The organism is Waddlia chondrophila WSU 86-1044 (genome assembly GCF_000092785.1).
GTDB classification, from domain to species: Bacteria; Chlamydiota; Chlamydiia; order Chlamydiales; family Waddliaceae; genus Waddlia; species Waddlia chondrophila.
The window spans coordinates 1,220,791-1,241,401 of record NC_014225.1 but is presented as its reverse complement, the minus strand read 5'-3'; the positions used below and the strand labels follow the sequence as shown (position 1 = coordinate 1,241,401).

Below are 20,611 nucleotides of genomic sequence, written 5' to 3'. Positions count from 1 at the left end.
AATAGAAGGATCTTTGCAATCGTGTGGTTTAAAAAATGGTTTAACGAGGATTATCTTAAGCTCTATTCTCATCGAACGATGGGTGAGGCGAGCAAACAAGTTGATTTTATTCGAAGATCTGCGGGATGCAGCGGAAGCAAAACGGTCTTAGATCTTGCTTGTGGAACAGGCAGGCATTCGATAGCGTTTGGATTGAAAGGGCATCAAGTGACAGGAATCGATCTTTCTGAAGCCTTGATTGCTAAGGCAAGAAAAAGAGCCTTAGAGTATGAAGAACTTAATGTCTCATTTTTGGTTGCGGATCTCTTTTCTTTGCCTGATATCGGAAGATTTGATCTTGTTGCAAATCTATTTACCTCTTTTGGATACTTTAGCGATGATCAAAAGAACAGCCAAGTTTTTTTTGTTGTTCGAGAAAGGCTTAAGGATGATGGGAGATTTTTCTTGGATTTTTTGCATCCCTATTCCGTCAAGCAGAATCTTGTAGAAGAAGAATCCTTATTAGTTGACGGGGAAGAGGTCGAGGTGAAGAGATTTATCAAAGATGATTGTGTTTACAAGCAGATTCAGTTTCCTGGCCGTGCCTATGAAGAGCGGGTCAAGCTTTATGATCGAGACGTAATTGAGCAGATGCTAAGCAATGCAGGGCTTTCGGTGGTTAATGTATGGAATGATTATTTAGGGAATTCCTGGAAAAAAGAAGGGGATCGGCAGCTGTTTTTATGTATAAAAAACAGCGGGTGAGAAACCCACCCGCTGCTATTGTTTTAGTTCACAATTGTGCTTTCCTGTTGAACGATCGGAGTTGTGATAGACTCAGAAGTGACTTCTGCTAGCACTCGTCCATCGCCTGAACGATTTGCTCTGGCGTCAACGCGGAATTTCAGCGTTTGACGTGGGCCAAAGTTATCGTAAGGAGCGAATGTGACCGTATTTCCTTCAACTGTGCCGTGTGAGTCGCCAGAAGCGCTGACAGGAACAATTTCAGGAGGGAATCTCACAACAACGCGAACGTTATCATCCGGCTCAGATCCTTGGTTAACCACTGTAATGCAGTAGCTTGTTGGATCGCCGACGCATACTGGATCCTCTGTATCGCAAATGCAGACGTTAAGAGCAGGACGTCCTCTCCAGCGAGTGACGAAGTCGTCGCAGCACTTGCAGCCTTGGCTGTTGTCTACAGATACGCGGTTCGTGAAGCATCCTGGCGTGCAGGTTGTCAATGTGATATTGAACGAAACCTTCTCGCCTGGCTTCAGCTCGCGGAGCCTCCAAACAGCCTGGTTACCATTAATCATTGCTCCATTAGCAGAGACAATAGAAGTGGCATTTGGCGCACAGTCGGAAACTACGACGTCTGTCAAAGGCTTATCACCAGTGTTAGTCACTGTGATCTGGTAATCAGCATTTTTACCGATTTGCACTTCTTTAGGTCCAACTTTAACAACTTCGCAATCACAGCAGCAGATGCATGTGCACCACTGGCAAGAGACAGAGTCGGCATTGCATGCTGAAACGACAGCAGTGTTGCAAACTTCTCCGCGAGTGCACGCAGTTGCGCAAATGTTGACCTTTTTCGTTTCGCAAGGAGCTAGGCAGCCAAGCTTGTACGTCAGAGTTCTTAAGCCGCTGGAGTGTTGGACTCCGTCAGGAAGGTTGTCTGTCAAGACAACATCTTCAGCTGTGCAGCTTCCTCTGTTGGTCACTGTGATTGTGTAATTAATTGGATCGCCAGGGCAGACCTCTTCAGGACCGCACTTTTGGCAAGTCAGGATCGGCTTGGCGCAAAGGAGGGAGCAGAATCTTACTGGCGTTGCAGAAGCGCAGAAACATGCGCATAGCTCGCCTTCACATTCACACTCTACCCATACGCTGGCTGGGCGGCATTCGCCTTTTCTCATAGAACCGAAGTCCCATGTCAGTTTGCGGCCTTCAACTTTCGCTTGAGGCTCGCTGCGAACATAATTTACCCCCTCGGGAAGATGCGTAGTAACTGTAACGTCGCACACATCGTCGCAAGCTTCGACATCGAAGTCAAGTGAATATTGGTCTCCCAACATGCACATTTTAGGGTTTCTGGCTTTCACTGTGATGCCATCAAGACACTTCAGTTGGTTGCTGCTTGGATAGCAGCACTTAACTGGAGGCTTGCATGCCGGCTCACAGCATGGGTCAGGGTTGACCTGTTCGCGTACAGGACCGCATGGACCGCATTCGCTTACAGGACCGCATGGGTCACACGATCCGCTACGGTTGGAGCACCCCGTCCATAACAACGTTGTAGCACTCAATAGTAGTACTGAGGCTAAAATTCCTAGTTGTTTTCTCATTTAGCGACTCCTTATTTAAAAAGTCATAGTAAAAAAGTTAGTTCTTCCCCTCAGTCCGCTTTTCCCCATTTGGAAATTGAAAAAAGCGGGGTAGCTCCTTCTAAAGGGAACAGAGGACTACAAATAACGGTTGTGTAGCCGTCAGCACCCGCTACAAGGACAACAAGGTGCTGCACAGTAGAGAAAAGTGCAGCACCTCTTTCATCAGATTAATTCCTGATTAGTAGCAGCCGCGTTCGCATGGATCACATGGCTTTGGACATGGATCACAGCAAGGATCGCCGCAAGGATCGCAGCATCCGCAGCTTGATAAAGCGAAAGCTGTCACAGCAAGAGCTAAAATAGAACCTAGGAATTTCATAATATAAGCCTCCTATATAGTGCTTTTTGGTTGGTTAATGAAAAATAAATATCCAGCTAAAACCCGCAAGTGCAGACCTTTTCTATTGCAATCGATCTGTTGCATTAGCAGCAACTCCCTCCTCCATCGCAAGTGGATGGGCAAGGGCTTGGGCAATGAGGTTTTGGCGGACATGGCTTTGGGCAGCAGGGTTTTGGACAGGGCCTTGGACATGGATCGCAGCAGGGATCGCAAGGGTCGCTGCAACATCCAGCCAGTAAAAAGGCTGCCGTCATCACTGTCGCCATCATTTGCATAACTCTCATGTAATATTCCTTATCAGACATGCAAAGCGTTCTCGCTGTGTTTTGAACAACCTTTCACATCCCTTTAGTCAGTCTCGAGTTAAAATGTTTTAACTTCTTTTGATAAGGATTCTCAAATAAATCTTCCAGTAGAATTTTAATTTTTTTTGATAAAATAGAAGGTATTTTTTCTAAGATTCAGAACCACAAGGATATGTGAATAAAAAACTTTTTCTTTAGATTTCATCTCGAAAGTATCGATTGCTGAAGGATTTTTCATCAGACCGATGAATCCTTTTCCCCATCCTTTATTTAATCATTTAGCTAATTTGACGACACTATCTAGTACCCAACCATGAGAATTTGAACCGAAAATTTTCATGGTTGGGTACCAGGAGCGTGTAGGCGATTTAAGGCCTAAGCTTGCCGCTCCAACCTAATTTTGTTCTTAGCGTTGAGTAATAGTCGTTTTGCGGAAGGCAGATGATGCGGAACATTCGCTCTGATCGTCGAATATGAAACACTTCGCCTGTTTTAAGCTTGTGTTGATACAGTCCGTCAGCGTTTACCTCGATCGGTTTTAATTCACTAATGTATTGCACCTGAATTTCCTTATTGGGCATCAGGACAATTGGCCTGTTTGAGATTGTATGAGGGCTGATTGGTGTCAGAGCGAAAGCTTCCAGCTCAGGAGTGATGATCGGCCCTCCCGCTGCAAGGGAATAAGCTGTCGATCCGCAAGGAGTCGAAATGATCACTCCATCTGCGGCGAAAGTGTTTAGATAGATCCCGTCAACGTGAATCGCGAGGTCGACGAGGCTTGAGTTTTCTGCTCTGTGAAATGTGATCTCGTTGACAGCCAGGCATTTTTCATCTTTAAATGCCGAGCCTTCCATCATAATCCTTTCCTGAATCTGATAGTTGTTTTTCAGAACTTCTTGCAGAGAGGGATAAATTTCAGTAATTGGGATGTCTGCCATAAACCCGAGGCTTCCCAGATTAATTCCCAGGATGGGAGCATTGAGTTCGGGGAAGTAATGGATTGCCCGTAAAATCGTTCCGTCTCCGCCCAAAGTAATTGAAAAATCGACTTTCTTCGGATCGATCTCTGACAGGGGAGCTGTGTCGAAGATTTCGGCATCTTCGTTGTCCATGACAATATTGATGCCGTGGGAGCTAAGATACTCCATGATCCCGAGAGCGATATTCTTCGATTGGGATTTCAGGCGGTTGCGGTAAATGAAGACGTGCATTGAGTGTTACCTTGAGTTATTCGAAAGATTCGACAGCAGGCGCGCCATCGTCAGACAACGCCAACTCTCCATCTCTTTGCTTGATCAGTTTTTCAATCTTCTGTTCTGCTTCGTTCAACCGTTTTCCGCAGGCAATAATAAGGTCGTTGGCTTCTTCATAGAGTTTCAAAGATTTGTCAAGGCCGGCTTCGCCTGAATTCATCGCTTCTAAAATTTCTTCCAAACGCTGGAAATTTTTTTCAAAATCAGGTTCTTTTTTTGTCATAAACGTTTACTTTGGTTACTTGAGATTGAGTGAGAAATGTGAGCTAAAGCTTCTCCATCCGATAGGAGGACTTTGACAGTATCTCCCTTGTTGACGGCTTTGATTGTTGTTATAACGGAACCTGTTTTTTTGGAGAAGAGGATGCTGTACCCCTTTTTGAGGAGGTTTTTAGGGTCTATTGACTGAAGAGCGGAAGCGACCCGCTTCAGCCGCTCCTCTCTTTGTTTTAGCAGACCGGAGATATTTAAATCGCACTGTTTTGTCAAGCTTTCCAGCCGCTGGCGGAAATGAAGGATTTTTGCTGTAGGCTTTAGTGATTGCAGCATCTGAAATCGGGACTTGAGCACCACTTTTTGGTTGCGGATGACGTGTTTAATTGCCCTGTCAGCGTTCAGGCGCGCGTCATCCATCGATTGCAGCCAGGGACCAATTAGGGCGTAAGGGGAAGACATTAAAGGTGTTTTAAGAATTTGCTGCAATCTTGTCGACCATTGGCGCAGCTGCCTCCTCAGATTTTGCGTTAATTGCTTTTGAGCTTGAATAAGAAACTCGATCTGCTGCGCTTTTTCCCCTCCGACAATTTCTGCAGCAGCCGAAGGAGTGGGCGCTCTGACATCTGCAACGTATTCGGCGATGCAATGATCTGTCTCGTGTCCCACGGCTCCAATGATTGGAATGGAGCTTTCGAAGATCGCTTTTGCTACGATCTCTTCGTTAAAGGCCCAAAGATCTTCGATACTTCCACCGCCTCTGCCGACAATGATCACATCCACCATCTTGTGTTCGTTGAACTGTTCAATGGCTCGAGCGATTTCGCTTGCCGCTCCCTCTCCTTGCACTTTAACTGGATTGAGGAGGATGTGATAGCCGCCATGCCGGCGGTTCAGCACGTTGAGCATGTCGCGGATTGCAGCTCCTGTCGGACTGGTCACAATTCCTATTTTTTTGGGGAATTTTGGGAGGGGTTTTTTATGCTCCTGGCTAAACCAGCCGCGTTGATGCAGCTCCTTTTTTAATTCTTCTAGTTTTAGCAAAAGTTCTCCAACTCCAGCCAAACGCAGCGTCTGCACGTTGATTTGGTACTTTCCGCTGGGAGCAAAAACATTGATTCCTCCGTAAACGACAACTTGGTCGCCATCTTTAGGGATCATCTTCAAAGATTGGACGTGGCCGCGGAACATCACAGCAGAAATTTGCGCCTGGCCATCTTTGAGCGAAAAGTAGAGATGCCCGGAAGAGTGCTTTTTAAAATTGCTCACTTCTCCTTGCAGCCAAATAGAGGGAAAAGTCGATTCCAACTGATGCTTAATGGCATTTGTCAGCTGCGAAACTGTTAAAATGGGCAGATCTTGTGATAGTTTTGATGTCATCTTTCTACTTGAATTTCGTGATAAAAGGGTATATGATTATCCTCTCAAAAACAAGGAGTTTCAGATGCCGCGGGAAGTGATCATCGCTGGAAACTGGAAAATGTACAAAGACCGCAGGGAAGGGAAAGATTTTCTGTCGAAATTTGCTTCTGCCGTATCCGATGCGCCGCATACAGTGTATCTTGCTCCTCCGTTTCCTTTGATCGCTTTCCTTAGCAGGCAGGCCGAAGGGACGAACCTCTTGATTGGAGCCCAAAATATGCATGACGCAGAAGAGGGTGCTTATACAGGAGAAGTGTCTGCGAAAATGCTGTTGGATGCCGGAGCTGAGTTTGTCATTTTAGGACACTCTGAAAGGCGGCGCTGCTTTGGTGAAGATAATGCTTTCATCAATAGGAAGGTGAAGCGCGCTTTGGAAAGCGGACTCCGCCCGATAGTTTGCATCGGAGAAACAGAAGAGGAGAGGAGTTGCGGAAAAACCGAAGAAGTTCTGCACGAACAGTTATCCGATAGCTTGGCAGGCCTTTCTTCCGAACAGGTTTCCCGTTCTGTGATTGCTTATGAGCCTGTTTGGGCAATTGGTACCGGCTTGACTGCAACTCCAGGCCAAGCGCAGGACGCCCATGCTTTTTGCCGTTCCGTGGTTAAAATGTTATGGGGAGAAGAGGTTTCCGAAGGCATTTCCATCCTTTATGGAGGGTCGGTAAAACCGGACAGCGCGCGCGTGATGATGGAGCAGAGCGATGTGGATGGCGTTTTAGTGGGCGGAGCCTCGCTGGATCCGGAAACATTTGCTCAAATAGTTAATTATCAGACGATGAAGGGATAGTTTTCATGACACTCATTTACATTTTTTCTTTAATCTTTTTCATGATCCTTAGCGCGGTTTTGTGTTTTGTGATTTTGATACAGGAGAGCAAGTCTTCCGGACTTGGCGCTTCGTTTGGCGGTGATACAGGTGATTCGCTTTTTGGAACCTCGACAGCTGATGTTTTGAAACGATTTACAGGTTGGCTTTCTGTCATTTTCTTAGCTTCTTGTGTGTTGCTTTCTCTTTGGACATCTGCAATGGGGAGAACACCTGTTCAAGAGGTTGAGCCATCAACAATAGAAGAAACGGTTTAATTCGACATTTATACCGAATCTTGAAGTTGATTCGGTATAAGAAAGAATTCTTCTAAGAGAACTTCTTCTTGATTTCCCGCAATTTTGGTTCAAGGAGCTTGCGCTCCTTTCCTCTGATGCGGTCGATGTAGAGAACTCCATTGATGTGATCGTTTTCGTGGAGGCAGCACCTGGCTTGAAGGCCTTCGAACTTCCGTTCGAATACGTTGCCTTCCATATCTGTTGCCTTAATGACAATGCGAACAGGCCGATTGACGTTTCCGTAGAGCTTAGGAATGGAAAGGCACCCTTCCTGACGGTCTTCTGTTTCTTCGCTGTAGGAAACAATTTCCGGATTGATGAAAACGATCAATTCTCCTTGTTCCCAATCGCCGTTTGGAAGTTCCTTTGGAACTGCAGTGATGAATAAGCGGAGATCTTGTTTTATTTGCGGTGCTGCAAGGCCGATCCCGTTATATTCGACCAATGTCTCTACCATATTCTCCACCAGCTCTCTGATTTCGTTGTTGATTTCTTCAACTGGTTTGCACTTTTTTCTTAAAAACGGGTCGCCGTAGTACGCAAGTTCTAGTTTCATAAGTCCTATATTATCATTGGCTTTGAATTTATTTCTATTTCAATTTTTCTGTCGAAATCGATGAATCTATCCGTATATTATTCTTTGTTCGTGAGGTTCTGTAGCTGTGACACAGTGTTTTTTGATCGGATCGGTAGAAAATGATAGAATACAGAGGCTGTTGCCGGCAGGATATAGAATTTTGCTGATCTTTCTTGATCGATTTGAAATTGTGACTGATAAGTGCCTGGGATGCGCATGCTCTGTTGTGTGGATGATTTTTACGGCTGTCGCGTCTTTGGGATTGAATGCTTTTTCCCACATAATGACACGTTTATCTTTGCCTGCTGTCAGTAGAAAATTGTCTCTTCGGATGAGGGTGATTGCAGAGATTTCGCTTTGATGTGCATCGATAGCTCTTACAAGCGTGTATTGAAACGATCGATCCTTCTTAAAGAACAAAAGCTTTCCAGATTGTGTTCCGGCTAGCAGCATAGGGTTGAAATGACAATAGGCAATCGATGAAATCACTTCGTCTTTGATTTTAATCGATTGTTGTTTTTTGATTTTTCCTCCGCAAACAGACCAAAATTTGATGCAGTTGTTTTTTCCGACAGTGATGAATTGAAAAATATGAGATGCTGTTTTTAGCAGCTTAATCCCTTTCGAATGCAGTTTCTCATTCATTTGCAAGGAAGTGTACCTTTGACTGACGGTATCGCATTTCCATAAACATCCCTCTCCTTCCGTTGAAGCGCTAAGGATAAAATCTCCAAGGCATGCAATTTTCGAAACTGCGGATGTGTGCCCGTGAAGGGTCTGGATAGCGCGGTAGTGGCGGCTGTGTGCTTGAGGGATAAAAATTTGCAGGGTTTTATCCAATGATCCGGTAATGAGCAGATGTGTTAAACCAAGTCGACAAAGGGCAAAGCTTGTGATTGTGCTTGTGTGAGAAGTCGTTGTGCGGATGCAGTCGTAGTTTTTATCCCCTCCAATGGACGGCATTTTCCATACGAAAATTGTTTTTCCCCATGCGCTGAAAATCTCTCCTTTTAGGACGCTTAGCGAGCGAAATACCAGTCCGGGAGCGTGTTGATTGTAGTGTTTCCAATAGGGCATTTCTGGAGGTTTTGGGAATGGACTTAATTTTTGTTCAACAAACGGCTTCCAGAGAAAATGATCTCTTGCGATTGCATTCCAACGTCTGCAAACAGCTGAAGTTCTTGAGAGATCTTCAGGGGAGAGCCATTTGAATAGATGGCAAAGCGCATAGTTGTCGAGATTGTTAAGATGAAGGCTTGCTTGCATTGGCTAAATCCCTCTCTTTTGCTATCATTCAATCTCTATAAGATTTTTTTTGTCAAAGACTATTTGAAATGCAATGTTCGTTATGTGCTCAAGAGATTGAAGGCCGAAAGGTCGTTGAAGAAGAAAACGCGTTTTGCTGCGCGGGGTGCCGGGCTGTCTTCAAAATATTATCGGCGTCTAATCAACTTGAGGGTTATGCGGATACGCCAATTTTCAAGCAAGCTGTGGCTACTGGTCTGATCTCAAATCCTGCTTTGATGGAGCAACTAAGGAAAAACAGAGTTGAAGTTTCTGAAGAGGAAAAAAACAGGCTCTATTTAGAAATTGGGGATATGTGGTGTCCTGCTTGTGCGGAGGTGATTCGGTTAATTCTTCTTCAAAAAAAGGGGGTGCTTAATTGCGTTGTGGATTATGCAACGGACTTGGCTTCTATTGAGTATGCCCCTCGTTATGTCTCTAAAGAGACATTGATTCAGGCGATCGAACGGTTGGGATATGAAACACAGCCGATTGAAACAGCTGGAAAAAAACAAGTGAGTAGAAGTTTGTATTTACGGCTGATTGTAGCAATTTTTTTCAGTTCGAATATCATGATGTTTTCCTATCCGATTTATGCCGCCTATTTTACTGCTGACGAGACAGGGATCAGCAGCCTATTCGTTTGGCTATCGCTTTTTTCCTCTTTGCCTGTGTTGATTTTTAGCGCTTGGCCGATTTTTAGAAGGTTTTTTACAGCCCTTTCTGTCGGCGTTATTGGAATGGAGGCGCTTATCGTAATCGGAGTGAGCTCGGCTTTTGGTTTATCGCTTTATGAAATGAGCCAAGGAAGCAAGTATGTCTACTTTGATTCGATGTGTGTGATCATTGCGTTTGTCCTTTTAGGAAAAGTAATAGAAACTCGGGCAAAATTTTCAGCGAAGGATTCCCTTATCCGATTAGCCAGGGCTGTTCCTAAAAGAGGAAGAAAGCGTTTCGAGGATGGAAGGGAAGCCTTTATTCCATTGAAAGAAATGAAGCCTGGCGATCTCTTAGTGGCGCATACAGGTGAAAAAATTGTGTTGGATGGGGTTCTTGTTTCAGGAAAAGGAGCTTGCGACGAGTCTTTGATGACAGGAGAATCGGTTCCTATTCCAAAAGAGATTGGCGACAGTGTTTTAGGAGGAACAGTTGTCGTTAATGGATCTGTGGTCTATCAAGCGACGGCGACAGAAAAACAAACAGCGCTTCAGCGGATTATTCAAATGGTGGAGCAAGATATTGGCCATAAGAGTGTGTATACGCGAGCTGTCGATCCTATTGTTAACTGGTTTATTCCGATTGTTTTAGCGATTGCTGCCGGAACAATTTTCGGGTGTTGGTTAAATGGGTTGTCTTGGGAGGCGGCGATCGTCCGCGGCATTTCTATCTTATTGATCTCTTGTCCATGTGCTATTGGCATTGCAGCTCCCTTGGCTGAGTCTCAACTGTTGAATGGAATGGCAACTCTTGGAGCTATCGTGCGCAACAGAGGCTGTTTACCTGATTTAGGAAGGGAAACAGCAATGGTTTTTGACAAAACAGGAACGATCACTAAAGGCAAATTCGAAGTTTTACGTGGCCTTGATACAATTCCAAAAGCATTTTTGCCGATTTTGAAAGGGTTGGCTTCTCGCTCCAATCATCCTGTGTCTGTGGCCATTGATCGAGACATTTTTTCTTCTTCACAGCTGTTAGATGATGTGATGGAAATTGCCGGCAAGGGAATAGAAGGCGTTTTTAATGGAAAAATTTACCGTTTGGGCCATGCGGAATGGACAGGATGCGTTGCTGCTGAGAATGAGGCTGTCTCAGCAGGCACTCAAGTGTGTTTCTCTGAAGAAAACAGACTGATCGGAACCATTTTGCTTGGCGATCAAGTACGAGAGGAGGCCCAGGAGGTTGTCGAAGCGATGAAGCCTGCAAGAAGAATCCTTCTTTCAGGAGATGGGAAACTCTCTGTTGAGCAGGTTGCTGAAGAGTGCGGCTTTGATGAATGGAAGTGGAGGCAGACCCCTTTGGAAAAAAGGGAGATGATTGAGAGGCTCCGTGAAGAAGGCTGCATTGTGGGAATGGTTGGAGACGGCATTAACGATGCGCCGTCACTGACCGGAGCACATGTTGGAATTTCAGTCGTTACAGCTTCAGATATTTCGGTTCAGGTTTCAGATATTTTATTGACAACAGACCATCTCAAAGTTTTGCCAAAGATTCATGTGTTGGCAAGAAAAGGGCGCAAGGTGATCAAACAGAATTTATTTTGGGCTTTTTTTTATAACGTCATTGGAATTGGGTTTGCAGTTTCGGGGTATCTGAGTCCAATTTTTTCCGCTGCTGCAATGGTGCTCAGCAGTTTAATGGTTTTATTCAACGCACGCAGAATTCGGTAGCGGAATTTAATTTTTTTGGATATTTTAAAATTCTAAAGGATATTCAAGCTTTTTTAAGGAGAATTGTTGATTGGCTATTCAGTTTACGGTGAAGGTGACAGATCAAGCAGGAGGAATCCAATGGCTTGCGCAAATTCTTGGAGATGCAGGAATTAATATCAACGCTTTGATGGGGCAATCTTATAATGGGTATGCAATGTTAAGCTTCCTTACAGATGAGCCTGCGAAAACCAAGGAGGCGTTAAAAAAACATAAGATTCCATTTGAGCATAACGATGTTGTTGTTGTTAAGTTGCACAACAAGCCCGGTCAAACTGCGCTGTTCACTAAAGCGCTCAGAAATGAGAATCTTCATATTCAAAAATTTTATCTCACAGTGAATGGGGAAGAGGTGATCGACACGGACGATTACCTTAAAACACGCAAAGTTGCTGATGATTTCGGCATCTATCAATCGATATAGTCATATTGTTGGAATATTTTTTTTAAATTGCTAAAATATTTTATTTTTATTAGAATATCTATTTATTTAGGATTTTTAAATAAACATTTGGAGTTATTAATGGCAATTATTAATGATTTAGCAGCAGACTTTAAAGCTGCTTATACAGGAAATTCTAACTTTAAGAATGCAGGAAATTTGAGCACAGCTTGCCAATGGGGCAAAGTGGCAACTGTTGCTTTAATTGTAGCAACTGTCGCAAGCGCCCTTTTCAGTGGCCCAGTAGGCTTGTTTGTAATGGGGTTGACAGCGCTTGCTCTGTTTGATTGTTATCGGATGCTCGATAATGTCCAACATATTGCTGATCGCAATGTTGGCGGCAGACTCTTAAGTGAGGCTTCAGATTTCGCACAATCAATCAAACCTCATGAGAAAATTGTTCGTGGAACAATTTTTGCGCGCCCTATCGCCAACTTGATTGCCTAGAGTTCTTTTGGAGGAAGGGATGACTATCCCTTCCCTTCTACCAATTTAAAATCACTTTTCCACAGTTGCCAGACTGCATCGCTTCAAAACCTTTTTCAAAGTCATCGACATCAAATTCGTGAGTGATGATTGGAGCTAAATCAAGTCCGCTAGCAACAAGATCAACCATTTGAAACCACGTTTTAAAGATTTCTCTTCCGTAAATCCCTTTGATCGTTAACATCTTAAAGATCACCAAATCCCAGTCGATCACGGTATTTGGAGGAAGTATCCCCAATAGTGCAATGTTAGCTCCATGGCGTGCATGATGTAAAAGAGTGGCAAATGCTTGCGGATTTCCTGACATTTCAAGACAAACGGTAAATCCATGCCGGATTTCCAGAGCAGCCATCGCGTCTTCCAGAGAGGTGTTTAAAACATTCACTGCAGCATCGGCGCCAACTTTTTTTGCAAGATCGAGACGGTAGTCATTGATATCGGTGATGATGATATTTCTTGCCCCAGCTTTTTTAGCGATTGCAACAGCCATCACTCCAATAGGGCCTGCTCCTGTAATCAAAACATTTTCACCGGTTAGATTAAAGGTTAAAGCTGTATGGACGGCATTTCCAAATGGATCGAAAATGGCTGCAATGCGGTCTTCAACTTTTTCTGGTAGAACAAAGACATTTTCTGCGGGAAGTGCAAAATATTCAGCAAAACAACCGGTCTTATGATAGCCGATTCCACGTGTATTGATGCAGAGATGTTTCAATCCTTTACGGCAATTCGGGCAGTGGCCGCATGTGATGTGGCCTTCTCCGCTGACTCTGTCGCCAATACTAAGCCCTTTGACAGCTTTGCCGACTTCAACAATATCTCCGACAAACTCGTGCCCGACGATTAAAGGAACCGGAACGTTTTTTTGGGCCCATTGATCCCATTGATAGATATGCAGGTCTGTGCCGCAGATCGATGTCTTGCGGATTTTGATCAAAACTTCGTGATCACCGCATGTTGGGAAAGGGGAATCTTCCATCCATAGCCCAACTTCAGGTTTCTTTTTTAATATACTTTTCATAACATTACCGTATTATAGTAGATTGACTATTATATAACGTTTAGCTCTTTACCTACAATTTCAAATGCTTTTATTGCTTTATCCAAATCTTCCATTGAATGAGCTGCTGACATTTGTGTTCTAATCCTTGCTTGCTCTTTAGGGACAACAGGATAGCAGAATCCAATCACGAAAATGCCATGGTCAAGCATGCGGGCAGCAAATTCTTGAGCCAATTTGGCGTCGCCAAGCATAACAGGAATGATCGGATGTTCGCCTGGAACAAGTGTGAATCCAAGGGCTTCCATTTTTTCTCGAAAATAAATGCTGTTCTTTTTGAGTTTTTCTCTGAGATGGCTGGAGGAGGAAAGGATGTCGAAAACTTTAAGAGATGCGGTAACGATTCCTGGGCAGAGAGAGTTGGAGAAAAGATATGGCCTTGAACGTTGCCGAAGCCACTCAATGATCTCTTTTTTCCCTGAGGTGTAGCCGCCGGAGGCTCCGCCTAATGCTTTGCCAAGAGTTCCTGTAATGATGTCCACTCGATCGATCACATCGCAATGTTCATGGGTTCCCCGTCCATTTTTTCCGATAAAGCCGGCTGCATGGCAATCATCGACCATAACAAGGGCCTCATATTGATCGGCGAGGTCGCAGATCGCTTTTAGATTTGCAATGATCCCATCCATGGAAAAAACACCATCAGTTGCAATTAACTTGTAGCGAACACCTTGGGCCTCTGCTTCTTTCAGCTTGTTTTCCAAGTCGGCCATGTCATTATTTTTATAGCGAAATCGCTTTGCTTTGCAGAGGCGTACGCCGTCAATGATGCTTGCATGGTTTAAAGAATCGCTGATCACGGCATCCTCAGGACCAAGCAAGGTTTCGAACAGCCCTCCGTTGGCATCAAAACAAGAGGAATATAAAATGGTATCCTCTGTTTTTAAAAAATTTGAGATAGATGCTTCCAGCTCCTTATGAATGGTTTGCGTGCCGCAAATAAATCTTACAGAAGCAAGGCCAAAGCCCCATTTAGCAAACCCTTCCCTCGCAGCTTCCACAACCTCCGGATGATTTGCGAGCCCAAGATAATTATTGGCGCAGAAATTCAATACTTTCTTTTCACCAGTTACTGTGATCGCAGATGTTTGAGGAGAAGTCATTTCGTATTCTTCCTTGTACAGTCCTGATCCCTTTAACTCTTCGATCTGATTGGAGATTTGGTCTAAAAAACCTTGGTTCATTGCTAACCCTAAAAATTTTACTTTCTTTTCTTCAAAAAAACATTAAAATTGATCAAATATTAAATCATAAAACACTAATTTTAAGCTAGAGAGTAGACCAAAACTATTTCAAAATTCCGATTCTTGGATACAATTTGAAATATTTTCTACAAATTTTCCACCAATGATGGATGTTGTGTTTGGAAATAGAGCTTCTCATGTTTTTCATTCGATCTGTACGTTCAGGCTCAGGCATTTCCAATGCTGTTTCGATTGCGAGCTTAAGGTTGTTGATGCTGTAGGGGTTGGCTGCCAGGCAGTCGTTGATTTCAGAAATTGCTCCGGCAAATTGAGATAGAATTAAGACTCCTTTTTCATCAGAGTGAGCAGCAATGAATTCTTTGCAGACTAGATTCATGCCATCTCTTAAAGGAGTGACAAGGCAGATATCGGAGGCTAGATAAATAGCTGTAAGTTGTTCAAACGATTTAGTGCCATAGTGGTAGTGAATAGGAGCCCATTTCTCTGTCGCGTAAGAGCCGTTGATTCTTCCAACAAGTTCATCGACCTCCTTTTTTAACTCTTGGTAGCTTCCTACATTTTCTCTACTTGGTATCGTCAGCTGGTAATAGACAAACTTCTCAATTAAATCGGGTCTGGATTTAAGAAGGCTCTCGATCGCGAGCAGCCTTTCTTTTATCCCTTTTGAATAGTCGATTCGGTCGATGCTAAGGAGGATCTGAATGTTGCCCATTGATTCTTTGAATGCGCTTTGTTTTGTTTGGACGATATGTGAGCGGCTGGCAGTATCAAAAAGTTCAAAGTCGATGCTGATCGGATTTGTAAATGTTTGGCAATCATTTGTTTCAACATTCAAGCGTTTTGCTGCCCCTCGAAAATTGGATAAATAGCTTTCATGGTGAAAACCAACAGAAGAACATTGAAGAAGGGAATGAAGGATCTCTCTTCCCCAGGGAAGGATCGAATAGATATCGATGTGCGGAAAAGGGGTGTGAAGAAAGAAGTGCATATCAAGTTCTGGTCGTAAGAGTTTTAAGTATCTGGGAACCAGCATTAAGTGATAGTCATGGATCCAAACGGATGCACCTTTGGCTGCGGTTTGGCTAATGATTTCAGCAAAGCGTTCATTGATGATTTTGTACATCTTCCAAGACTCTTCATTGATCGAGCATTTCTCAAAGAAATAGTGGAAGAGAGCCCAGAGCGTCTCATTGCAAAAGTGATCGTAATAGATGCTGGCTTCCTCTTTAGTCAAAGGAACGCAGTTAATCTTATAAGAGTCTGGCAGCTGACGTGTTTCACAAGACAGTTGATTCACTTGATATTGAGTCAATTGTTTAGAATCGTTCCCGTCCCATCCGATCCATGTACCTTTGCTTTCAATGACGATCGGTTCAACGGCGTTGATTAAGCCTCCTGCTGCGCGTTTCCATACTTTCTTTTTATTTTGATAATAGGGGAGTCTGTTCGAAACGACGATAAGTTCAGAATTCATGATGGATTCAAAGAAAATTTTTCCAATTGAGTTTTGACATCTTTAATAAGGTCTTCAGCATCTTCGATTCCAAGGGAAAAACGGATCAGTCCATCCGAAATTCCCATTTTAAGTCTTTTTTCCCTTGGAATTGATGCATGGGTCATGGTTGCCGGATGATTGACCAATGATTCGACTCCTCCTAGACTTTCAGCAAGTGTAAACAAGGAGAAGCGGCTGATCAGTTTTAATGTTTGTTCAAGAGAAAGGTTGAATTCTGCTGATACGATTCCGCTGAATCCGGACATTTGCTGTTTTGCAACTTCATGGTTTGGATGGGTCTCGATCCCGGGATAATAAATTTTTTTGACCAGTGGATGCCCGGATAAAAAATCGGCCAGCGCCAGCGCGTTCTTTTGATGTTGTTCCATTCTGAGGGCAAGTGTTTTAACCCCTCTCATCGTCAGCCATGCATCGAACGGGCTTGGGTTGACTCCGATTGACAGACGGTTGAAAGAAAACTGTTCATTGAGTTGTTGGCTGTTGGTGATGAGAGCGCCTCCGACAACATCTGAATGGCCTCCGATGTATTTTGTTGTACTATGCCAAACAACGCTTGCGCCTAGTTGCAAGGGATTTTGGAAATAGGGCGTTGCAAAGGTATTGTCGACGATGGTTAAAACTCCTAATGCATTTGCATGAGCGCAAAGCCGCTTGATATCATAGATGTCCAGTAAGGGATTTGTCGGCGTTTCAAATAGAAGCCAGGCGGGTTTTTGAGCGAGGGCGCGATCAATGTCCTTAACGTCGATCACCTCGAAAGCGATTCCTTGCTTCTGCATGATTTGTGTGAAGAATCGGTAGGTTCCTCCATAGAGGCCATTTAAGGCGACCACTTGATCTCCGGACTTTAGCATGGCTGCCATTGCCGACAGCGCCCCTAATCCTGAAGAGAAAACAGTTGCGTATTTCCCGTTTTCCAATGAGGCTAAGAGGCTTTCCAGCCGTGTAAAATTGGGATTTCCTCCTCTTGTGTAGTCGTAGCCTCGTGTTTGTCCTGGAGTGTTTTGTTCAAATGTACTTGTCAAGTAGACAGGCGGCATGACAGCCCCTGTTTCGGCATCTGGCTTAGACCCTTTGTGAATGGCTAGCGTTTTAAATTTCATTGCAGACGTGCTCTTTCATCCATTCATCATTGAAAATTTTGCTGAGATATTTTACTCCCGCATCCGGGGCGATTGTGACAATTGTTGTGGGAGTGGTTTGTTTACTGGCGATTTCAAGAGCAGCCCAGACATTTGCTCCGCTCGATCCTCCTGCAAGGATGCCTTCATCAGTTGCAAGTTTTCGGCAGGTTAAAAAAGCTCCTTTGTCGGGGACTTGGATCACATCATCAACTACAGACATATCCAGCGCTTTTGCAAGATGATCTTCACCGATCCCTTCAAGCAGATAGTTGCAATTGGCGTTTTTGGGAATGGCTCCTGTTTTAAAGTAAGGGTAGTAGATGGAACCGATGGGATCTGGCATCACAACTTTTATTTGGGGGTTGCGCTCTTTTAAGTACCTGCCTATCCCTGAGATAGTTCCGCCTGTACTGGCGCTTGCGATAAAATAGTCGATTTTTCCTTGCGTTTGCTTCCAGATTTCAGGGCCTGTTGTTAGATAATGCGCTTCGGAATTTTTTGGGTTATCGTACTGATCAATACGGAAACTGTTGGGAGTTTCTTTTTCCAATTTTTTTGCTACATTCACATAATGTTCAGGAGAATCGGGAGCTGCCTCTGTGGGGCAGACCACAATCTTTGCGCCATAAGCTTTTAGGCTGTTTTGTTTTTCCTGACTCACTTTTGCCGGCATCGTCAGGATCGCTTTGTATCCTTTGATTGCAGCCAGCATGGCCACTGCGGCGCCGGTATTGCCGGAGGTGTTTTCTATAATCGTCCCTCCAGGTTTTAGAAGTCCCTGCTTTTCAGCATCGGAAATGATGTGATTGACGATGCGGTCTTTGATGCTGAAACCTGGGTTGAAAAACTCAAGTTTGACCAAGATAGACACATGCGGAACAGGAACGATTTTTTGCAGCTTTACCAAAGGGGTGCTGCCGATTGTGTCTGCGATTGTCGTCATTTCAAGGTTTCAATAGATTTAACCAGATTCTCTTCGGTAATTTCATTGTTGCCGGAAAGCTTTTTGCCTTTTTTTGTTTCCGTATTAATGATCACCAATGTGGGTGTGCCTTTAACTTTAAATTTCTCGCCAAGTTTTTTGTAATATTTGATTGCAAGCGCGATCTCTGCATAGCTGAGTTCGGTATATTTGACGCCATGCTGATTGGCTTCTTTTGTAATCAGGTCTTCGCTAGGGGAGCTATTTGTTTTCGAAAGTTCGGTCAGCATGTCGCGCAGTTCAAAGTATTTTGGTTTATTGTTAATGATAAATGACAGGTTATAGGGGACATAATTAAGTGTTTCCGGATGGATGGCGTGGTCAATAAAGAAAAACTTCGCGTCTCCGTCGATGCTTTCAACCATGCGCTTAAGATTTGGTTCTAATTTGCGGCAGGCAGGACAGGCCCAGTCGGTAAACAGGTACACTTCGATATTGCTGTTTTGATTGCCAAAGGCGATGTTCTCTTTGATCGAATTTTGGGCTGCTTGCATGGCGTCTTTTTTGGTAACTCCCAAGAACGCAACAAGCAGTCCGATACCGATTGCTGTGGTTGATGTTAAACTTTTCCATTTTGTCAGCATTGTCTTCTCCTGAATTTCTTGAGAGGATTGATAAACCCTAATTCCTTGTATCATAAATGCAATTGCTAAGCAGAAGGCAATTCCCAGGCAGACGGGGCAAAAGCTCCCAATGTGCACTTTTTGCACATAGATAAAATAAATTTCCGCACCAACAGCAGTTCCTAGGAATAGGAATTGTAGGTAGCTGATTGTCAAATTTTTACGCGACAGCCATTGACCAATGGCGGCAAGAGTGAAAAAGGTTCCGCCAAGTGCTTCAAAGGGGAGTCCGAACAGGCGCCAATTGTGGCCTTCTGCACACTGTGCACTACATAACTTAAGGATAGAGATGATAGTCAATACGAGCCCTGCAATTACAGCAAGTTGGGCTGCCAACCAAAGCTTTTTATCCCTGTTTGTATGAGTTTGCATGTCCATAATTCTGATTTTTGAAATTTATTCTGTATAAGTCAAGAGTTTTTAAACGATCTAGTACAGTGTGGATTCTTTATAGCTTAATTCGAGAAAGTAGCGAAATTGTGCAGAGTCGCCTGATAAAAAAATCAGATCGTGCAATAGCTGTTTGCAATGATCAAATTCCCGTATATAATAAAAAATTTGCGCTAATAAATAGGTGAGCTCGTCATCTTCATGGCTGATCCAGAACAAGTGCTGTTTGACATTTTTCATCGTTGTTGACAAGACGTGGTATTTTGACTCTTCCAGAGATGTTGCTAATTTTTTGATATTTAATTTTTTAAAGAAATAAAGCAGTTGGGGGTCGAAGTGGCTGAGTTGAAATAAGGACAAGACCATGTCTACCGTGAATGCGTCTTCTCCGGAGAGTGCTTTATTGATCAGTTTGTGGCAGTCCAAAGGGGTGAATCCGTTGACAAAAAGCGCATGGAATTGATCTTTTGACTGTGTTCCCGGTTTGTTGAATGAAATGATCCAATGAGTAAACAAAACATCTTGGTAATCTGTTTTAGGGGGACGGGAATACTGTTCTATTTCCCCTCCTAAATAGTGGGTATAGAGCTTTAGCGCATACCCGTTGACATCAACGTTGACATCTCCGAAATCTGTGACGATAGGTCGATGGTCGCAGTTTGCTGCGAGTTCTTCAGGTGTATGAAAGGCTTTGTCGCCGTTGATGATTAGCAAACGGTCGGAAGCAAGAGCTTTTAAATTTCTTATTGTTCGAAAAGCATCTATTGGAAGTAAAAATGGAGTCCCATCAGGCAGGCAGGTGCGGAACGATTGCAGCACCTCGTCAAATCCTGGGTCGTGAGGGTACCTCGGGAGTTGTTCCACTGGTTTAGGGGCAAACATGACGTCGACGTTTTTCATCTTTTTAGGGTCGGCTTCCAGTTCTTCTTTGGTCACTTCGGAAGTAAGAACAGGATATCCTTCGTAAAGCTTCCCTTCTTCATATCTGAAGAGGTCGTTAGGCAAGCTTGCATAAAAATAGTTTGTAATTGCGATCAGAGGATTTGATTTTTTAGAAAGGGGCAGTGAAATGTCAGAGTCTTTAGTGGGGTCAAAATTTGCAAAATCGAGAGTTCCTTCTTCGATGAAAGGCTTTAGCATGGGGTGCTTTAGCCAGAAATTTAGGTATTCGTCGACATTATCTGAGATGATGAGACAGATTTTTTGCTCGATTGGAAGCAGATTTTTCAATTCTTTTAGATAGAGATAGCTGAATCTGCCGGCGCCTGCTCCAACTTCCACGATGTAGAGTGGTTCATTAGGATCGAGCTCTGATTGCCAATCTCTGATTGCTGCGATCGTTTGCCATGCATAGGCTCTTGCAATATAGGGGTTGTTTGAAATTTTCCAAGCTCTTGGTCCGCTGTGTTGATAAGCGTTTCGTTGCAGCTTCCACAGCAAGGAATCTGAAAATGGAAGGCCTTCTTCTAATCGATTTACCATATGCA

General features: G+C 43.8%; 21 protein-coding genes. 6 read left to right on the top strand and 15 right to left on the bottom strand.

Annotated elements, in window-relative coordinates; all coding sequences use genetic code 11:
• The first annotated feature begins 21 nt into the window (after window positions 1-21).
• The gene (locus WCW_RS05610; protein WP_013182233.1) at window positions 22-744 is read left to right on the top strand and encodes a class I SAM-dependent methyltransferase; all 723 of its coding nucleotides are present in this window, start codon (window positions 22-24) and stop codon (window positions 742-744) included.
• 23 nt (window positions 745-767) lie between these two features.
• Here WCW_RS05610 and WCW_RS05605 read toward each other — a convergent pair whose 3' ends face one another.
• The 6 genes from WCW_RS05605 to xseA form a co-directional block, all read right to left on the bottom strand.
• Window positions 768-2,330 (bottom strand): COG1470 family protein, encoded by a 1,563-nt coding sequence (locus tag WCW_RS05605; protein WP_013182231.1) that lies wholly within the window; start codon window positions 2,328-2,330, stop codon window positions 768-770.
• A 220-nt stretch (window positions 2,331-2,550) separates the two neighbouring features.
• Window positions 2,551-2,691: a hypothetical protein gene (locus WCW_RS10275; protein ID WP_013182230.1), complete on the bottom strand. Its 141-nt coding sequence runs from the start codon at window positions 2,689-2,691 to the stop codon at window positions 2,551-2,553.
• 104 nt (window positions 2,692-2,795) lie between these two features.
• Window positions 2,796-2,996, bottom strand: a complete 201-nt coding sequence (locus WCW_RS09990) for a hypothetical protein (RefSeq protein ID WP_079891168.1) — start codon at window positions 2,994-2,996, stop codon at window positions 2,796-2,798.
• Between the two features lie 389 nt (window positions 2,997-3,385).
• Window positions 3,386-4,228, bottom strand: coding sequence for an NAD(+)/NADH kinase (locus WCW_RS05600; protein ID WP_013182228.1), 843 nt, complete (start codon window positions 4,226-4,228; stop codon window positions 3,386-3,388).
• A gap of 16 nt (window positions 4,229-4,244) precedes the next feature.
• On the bottom strand, window positions 4,245-4,493 hold the full coding sequence (xseB, locus tag WCW_RS05595; protein WP_013182227.1) for an exodeoxyribonuclease VII small subunit: 249 nt from the start codon (window positions 4,491-4,493) through the stop codon (window positions 4,245-4,247).
• A complete protein-coding gene (xseA, locus tag WCW_RS05590; protein WP_013182226.1) occupies window positions 4,490-5,863 on the bottom strand; it encodes an exodeoxyribonuclease VII large subunit in 1,374 nt (457 codons plus the stop codon). Before xseA ends, xseB begins: the two co-directional genes overlap by 4 nt.
• 64 nt (window positions 5,864-5,927) lie before the next feature.
• Here xseA and tpiA point away from each other — a divergent pair, with 64 nt between their 5' ends.
• Together tpiA and secG are read left to right on the top strand one after the other, a co-directional pair.
• Window positions 5,928-6,692: a triose-phosphate isomerase gene (tpiA, locus tag WCW_RS05585; protein ID WP_013182225.1), complete on the top strand. Its 765-nt coding sequence runs from the start codon at window positions 5,928-5,930 to the stop codon at window positions 6,690-6,692.
• Window positions 6,693-6,697: 5 nt separating this feature from the next.
• Complete coding sequence (gene secG / locus WCW_RS05580; protein WP_013182224.1) at window positions 6,698-6,988, top strand: preprotein translocase subunit SecG; 291 nt, start codon at window positions 6,698-6,700, stop codon at window positions 6,986-6,988.
• 52 nt (window positions 6,989-7,040) lie between these two features.
• Here secG and def read toward each other — a convergent pair whose 3' ends face one another.
• Window positions 7,041-7,565, bottom strand: coding sequence for a peptide deformylase (def, locus tag WCW_RS05575; RefSeq protein WP_013182223.1), 525 nt, complete (start codon window positions 7,563-7,565; stop codon window positions 7,041-7,043).
• A 66-nt stretch (window positions 7,566-7,631) separates the two neighbouring features.
• A complete protein-coding gene (locus WCW_RS05570) occupies window positions 7,632-8,852 on the bottom strand; it encodes an F-box/WD repeat-containing protein (protein ID WP_013182222.1) in 1,221 nt (406 codons plus the stop codon).
• 68 nt (window positions 8,853-8,920) lie between these two features.
• On the opposite strand from WCW_RS05570, the gene WCW_RS05565 reads away from it, so the two are divergent.
• The 3 genes from WCW_RS05565 (at window position 8,921) to WCW_RS05555 (ending at window position 12,185) form a co-directional block, all read left to right on the top strand.
• Window positions 8,921-11,257 carry a heavy metal translocating P-type ATPase gene (locus tag WCW_RS05565; RefSeq protein WP_013182221.1) on the top strand — a complete coding sequence of 779 codons (2,337 nt, stop codon included), beginning with the start codon at window positions 8,921-8,923 and terminating at the stop codon, window positions 11,255-11,257.
• 70 nt (window positions 11,258-11,327) lie between these two features.
• Window positions 11,328-11,720, top strand: coding sequence for a hypothetical protein (locus tag WCW_RS05560; protein WP_013182220.1), 393 nt, complete (start codon window positions 11,328-11,330; stop codon window positions 11,718-11,720).
• A 99-nt stretch (window positions 11,721-11,819) separates the two neighbouring features.
• Window positions 11,820-12,185 (top strand): hypothetical protein, encoded by a 366-nt coding sequence (locus tag WCW_RS05555; protein WP_041941547.1) that lies wholly within the window; start codon window positions 11,820-11,822, stop codon window positions 12,183-12,185.
• Window positions 12,186-12,222: 37 nt separating this feature from the next.
• Here WCW_RS05555 and tdh read toward each other — a convergent pair whose 3' ends face one another.
• The 7 genes from tdh to WCW_RS05520 all read right to left on the bottom strand — a co-directional run bounded on the left by tdh (window position 12,223) and on the right by WCW_RS05520 (window position 20,606).
• Window positions 12,223-13,245 carry an L-threonine 3-dehydrogenase gene (gene tdh, locus WCW_RS05550; RefSeq protein WP_013182218.1) on the bottom strand — a complete coding sequence of 341 codons (1,023 nt, stop codon included), beginning with the start codon at window positions 13,243-13,245 and terminating at the stop codon, window positions 12,223-12,225.
• Between the two features lie 29 nt (window positions 13,246-13,274).
• Window positions 13,275-14,468 (bottom strand): glycine C-acetyltransferase, encoded by a 1,194-nt coding sequence (locus WCW_RS05545; RefSeq protein ID WP_013182217.1) that lies wholly within the window; start codon window positions 14,466-14,468, stop codon window positions 13,275-13,277.
• Window positions 14,469-14,571: 103 nt separating this feature from the next.
• Entirely contained in the window at window positions 14,572-15,963 is a 1,392-nt protein-coding gene (locus WCW_RS05540) for an alpha,alpha-trehalose-phosphate synthase (UDP-forming) (protein WP_013182216.1), read from the bottom strand.
• Window positions 15,960-17,108, bottom strand: coding sequence for a trans-sulfuration enzyme family protein (locus WCW_RS05535; RefSeq protein WP_013182215.1), 1,149 nt, complete (start codon window positions 17,106-17,108; stop codon window positions 15,960-15,962). The genes WCW_RS05540 and WCW_RS05535 overlap by 4 nt, the downstream gene beginning before the upstream one ends.
• Window positions 17,098-18,072, bottom strand: a complete 975-nt coding sequence (locus WCW_RS05530) for a PLP-dependent cysteine synthase family protein (RefSeq protein ID WP_013182214.1) — start codon at window positions 18,070-18,072, stop codon at window positions 17,098-17,100. Before WCW_RS05530 ends, WCW_RS05535 begins: the two co-directional genes overlap by 11 nt.
• Entirely contained in the window at window positions 18,069-19,112 is a 1,044-nt protein-coding gene (locus WCW_RS05525; protein WP_013182213.1) for a thioredoxin domain-containing protein, read from the bottom strand. The genes WCW_RS05530 and WCW_RS05525 overlap by 4 nt, the downstream gene beginning before the upstream one ends.
• Window positions 19,113-19,163: 51 nt before the next feature.
• On the bottom strand, window positions 19,164-20,606 hold the full coding sequence (locus WCW_RS05520; protein ID WP_143876358.1) for a hypothetical protein: 1,443 nt from the start codon (window positions 20,604-20,606) through the stop codon (window positions 19,164-19,166).
• Between the last annotated feature and the right edge of the window lie 5 nt (window positions 20,607-20,611).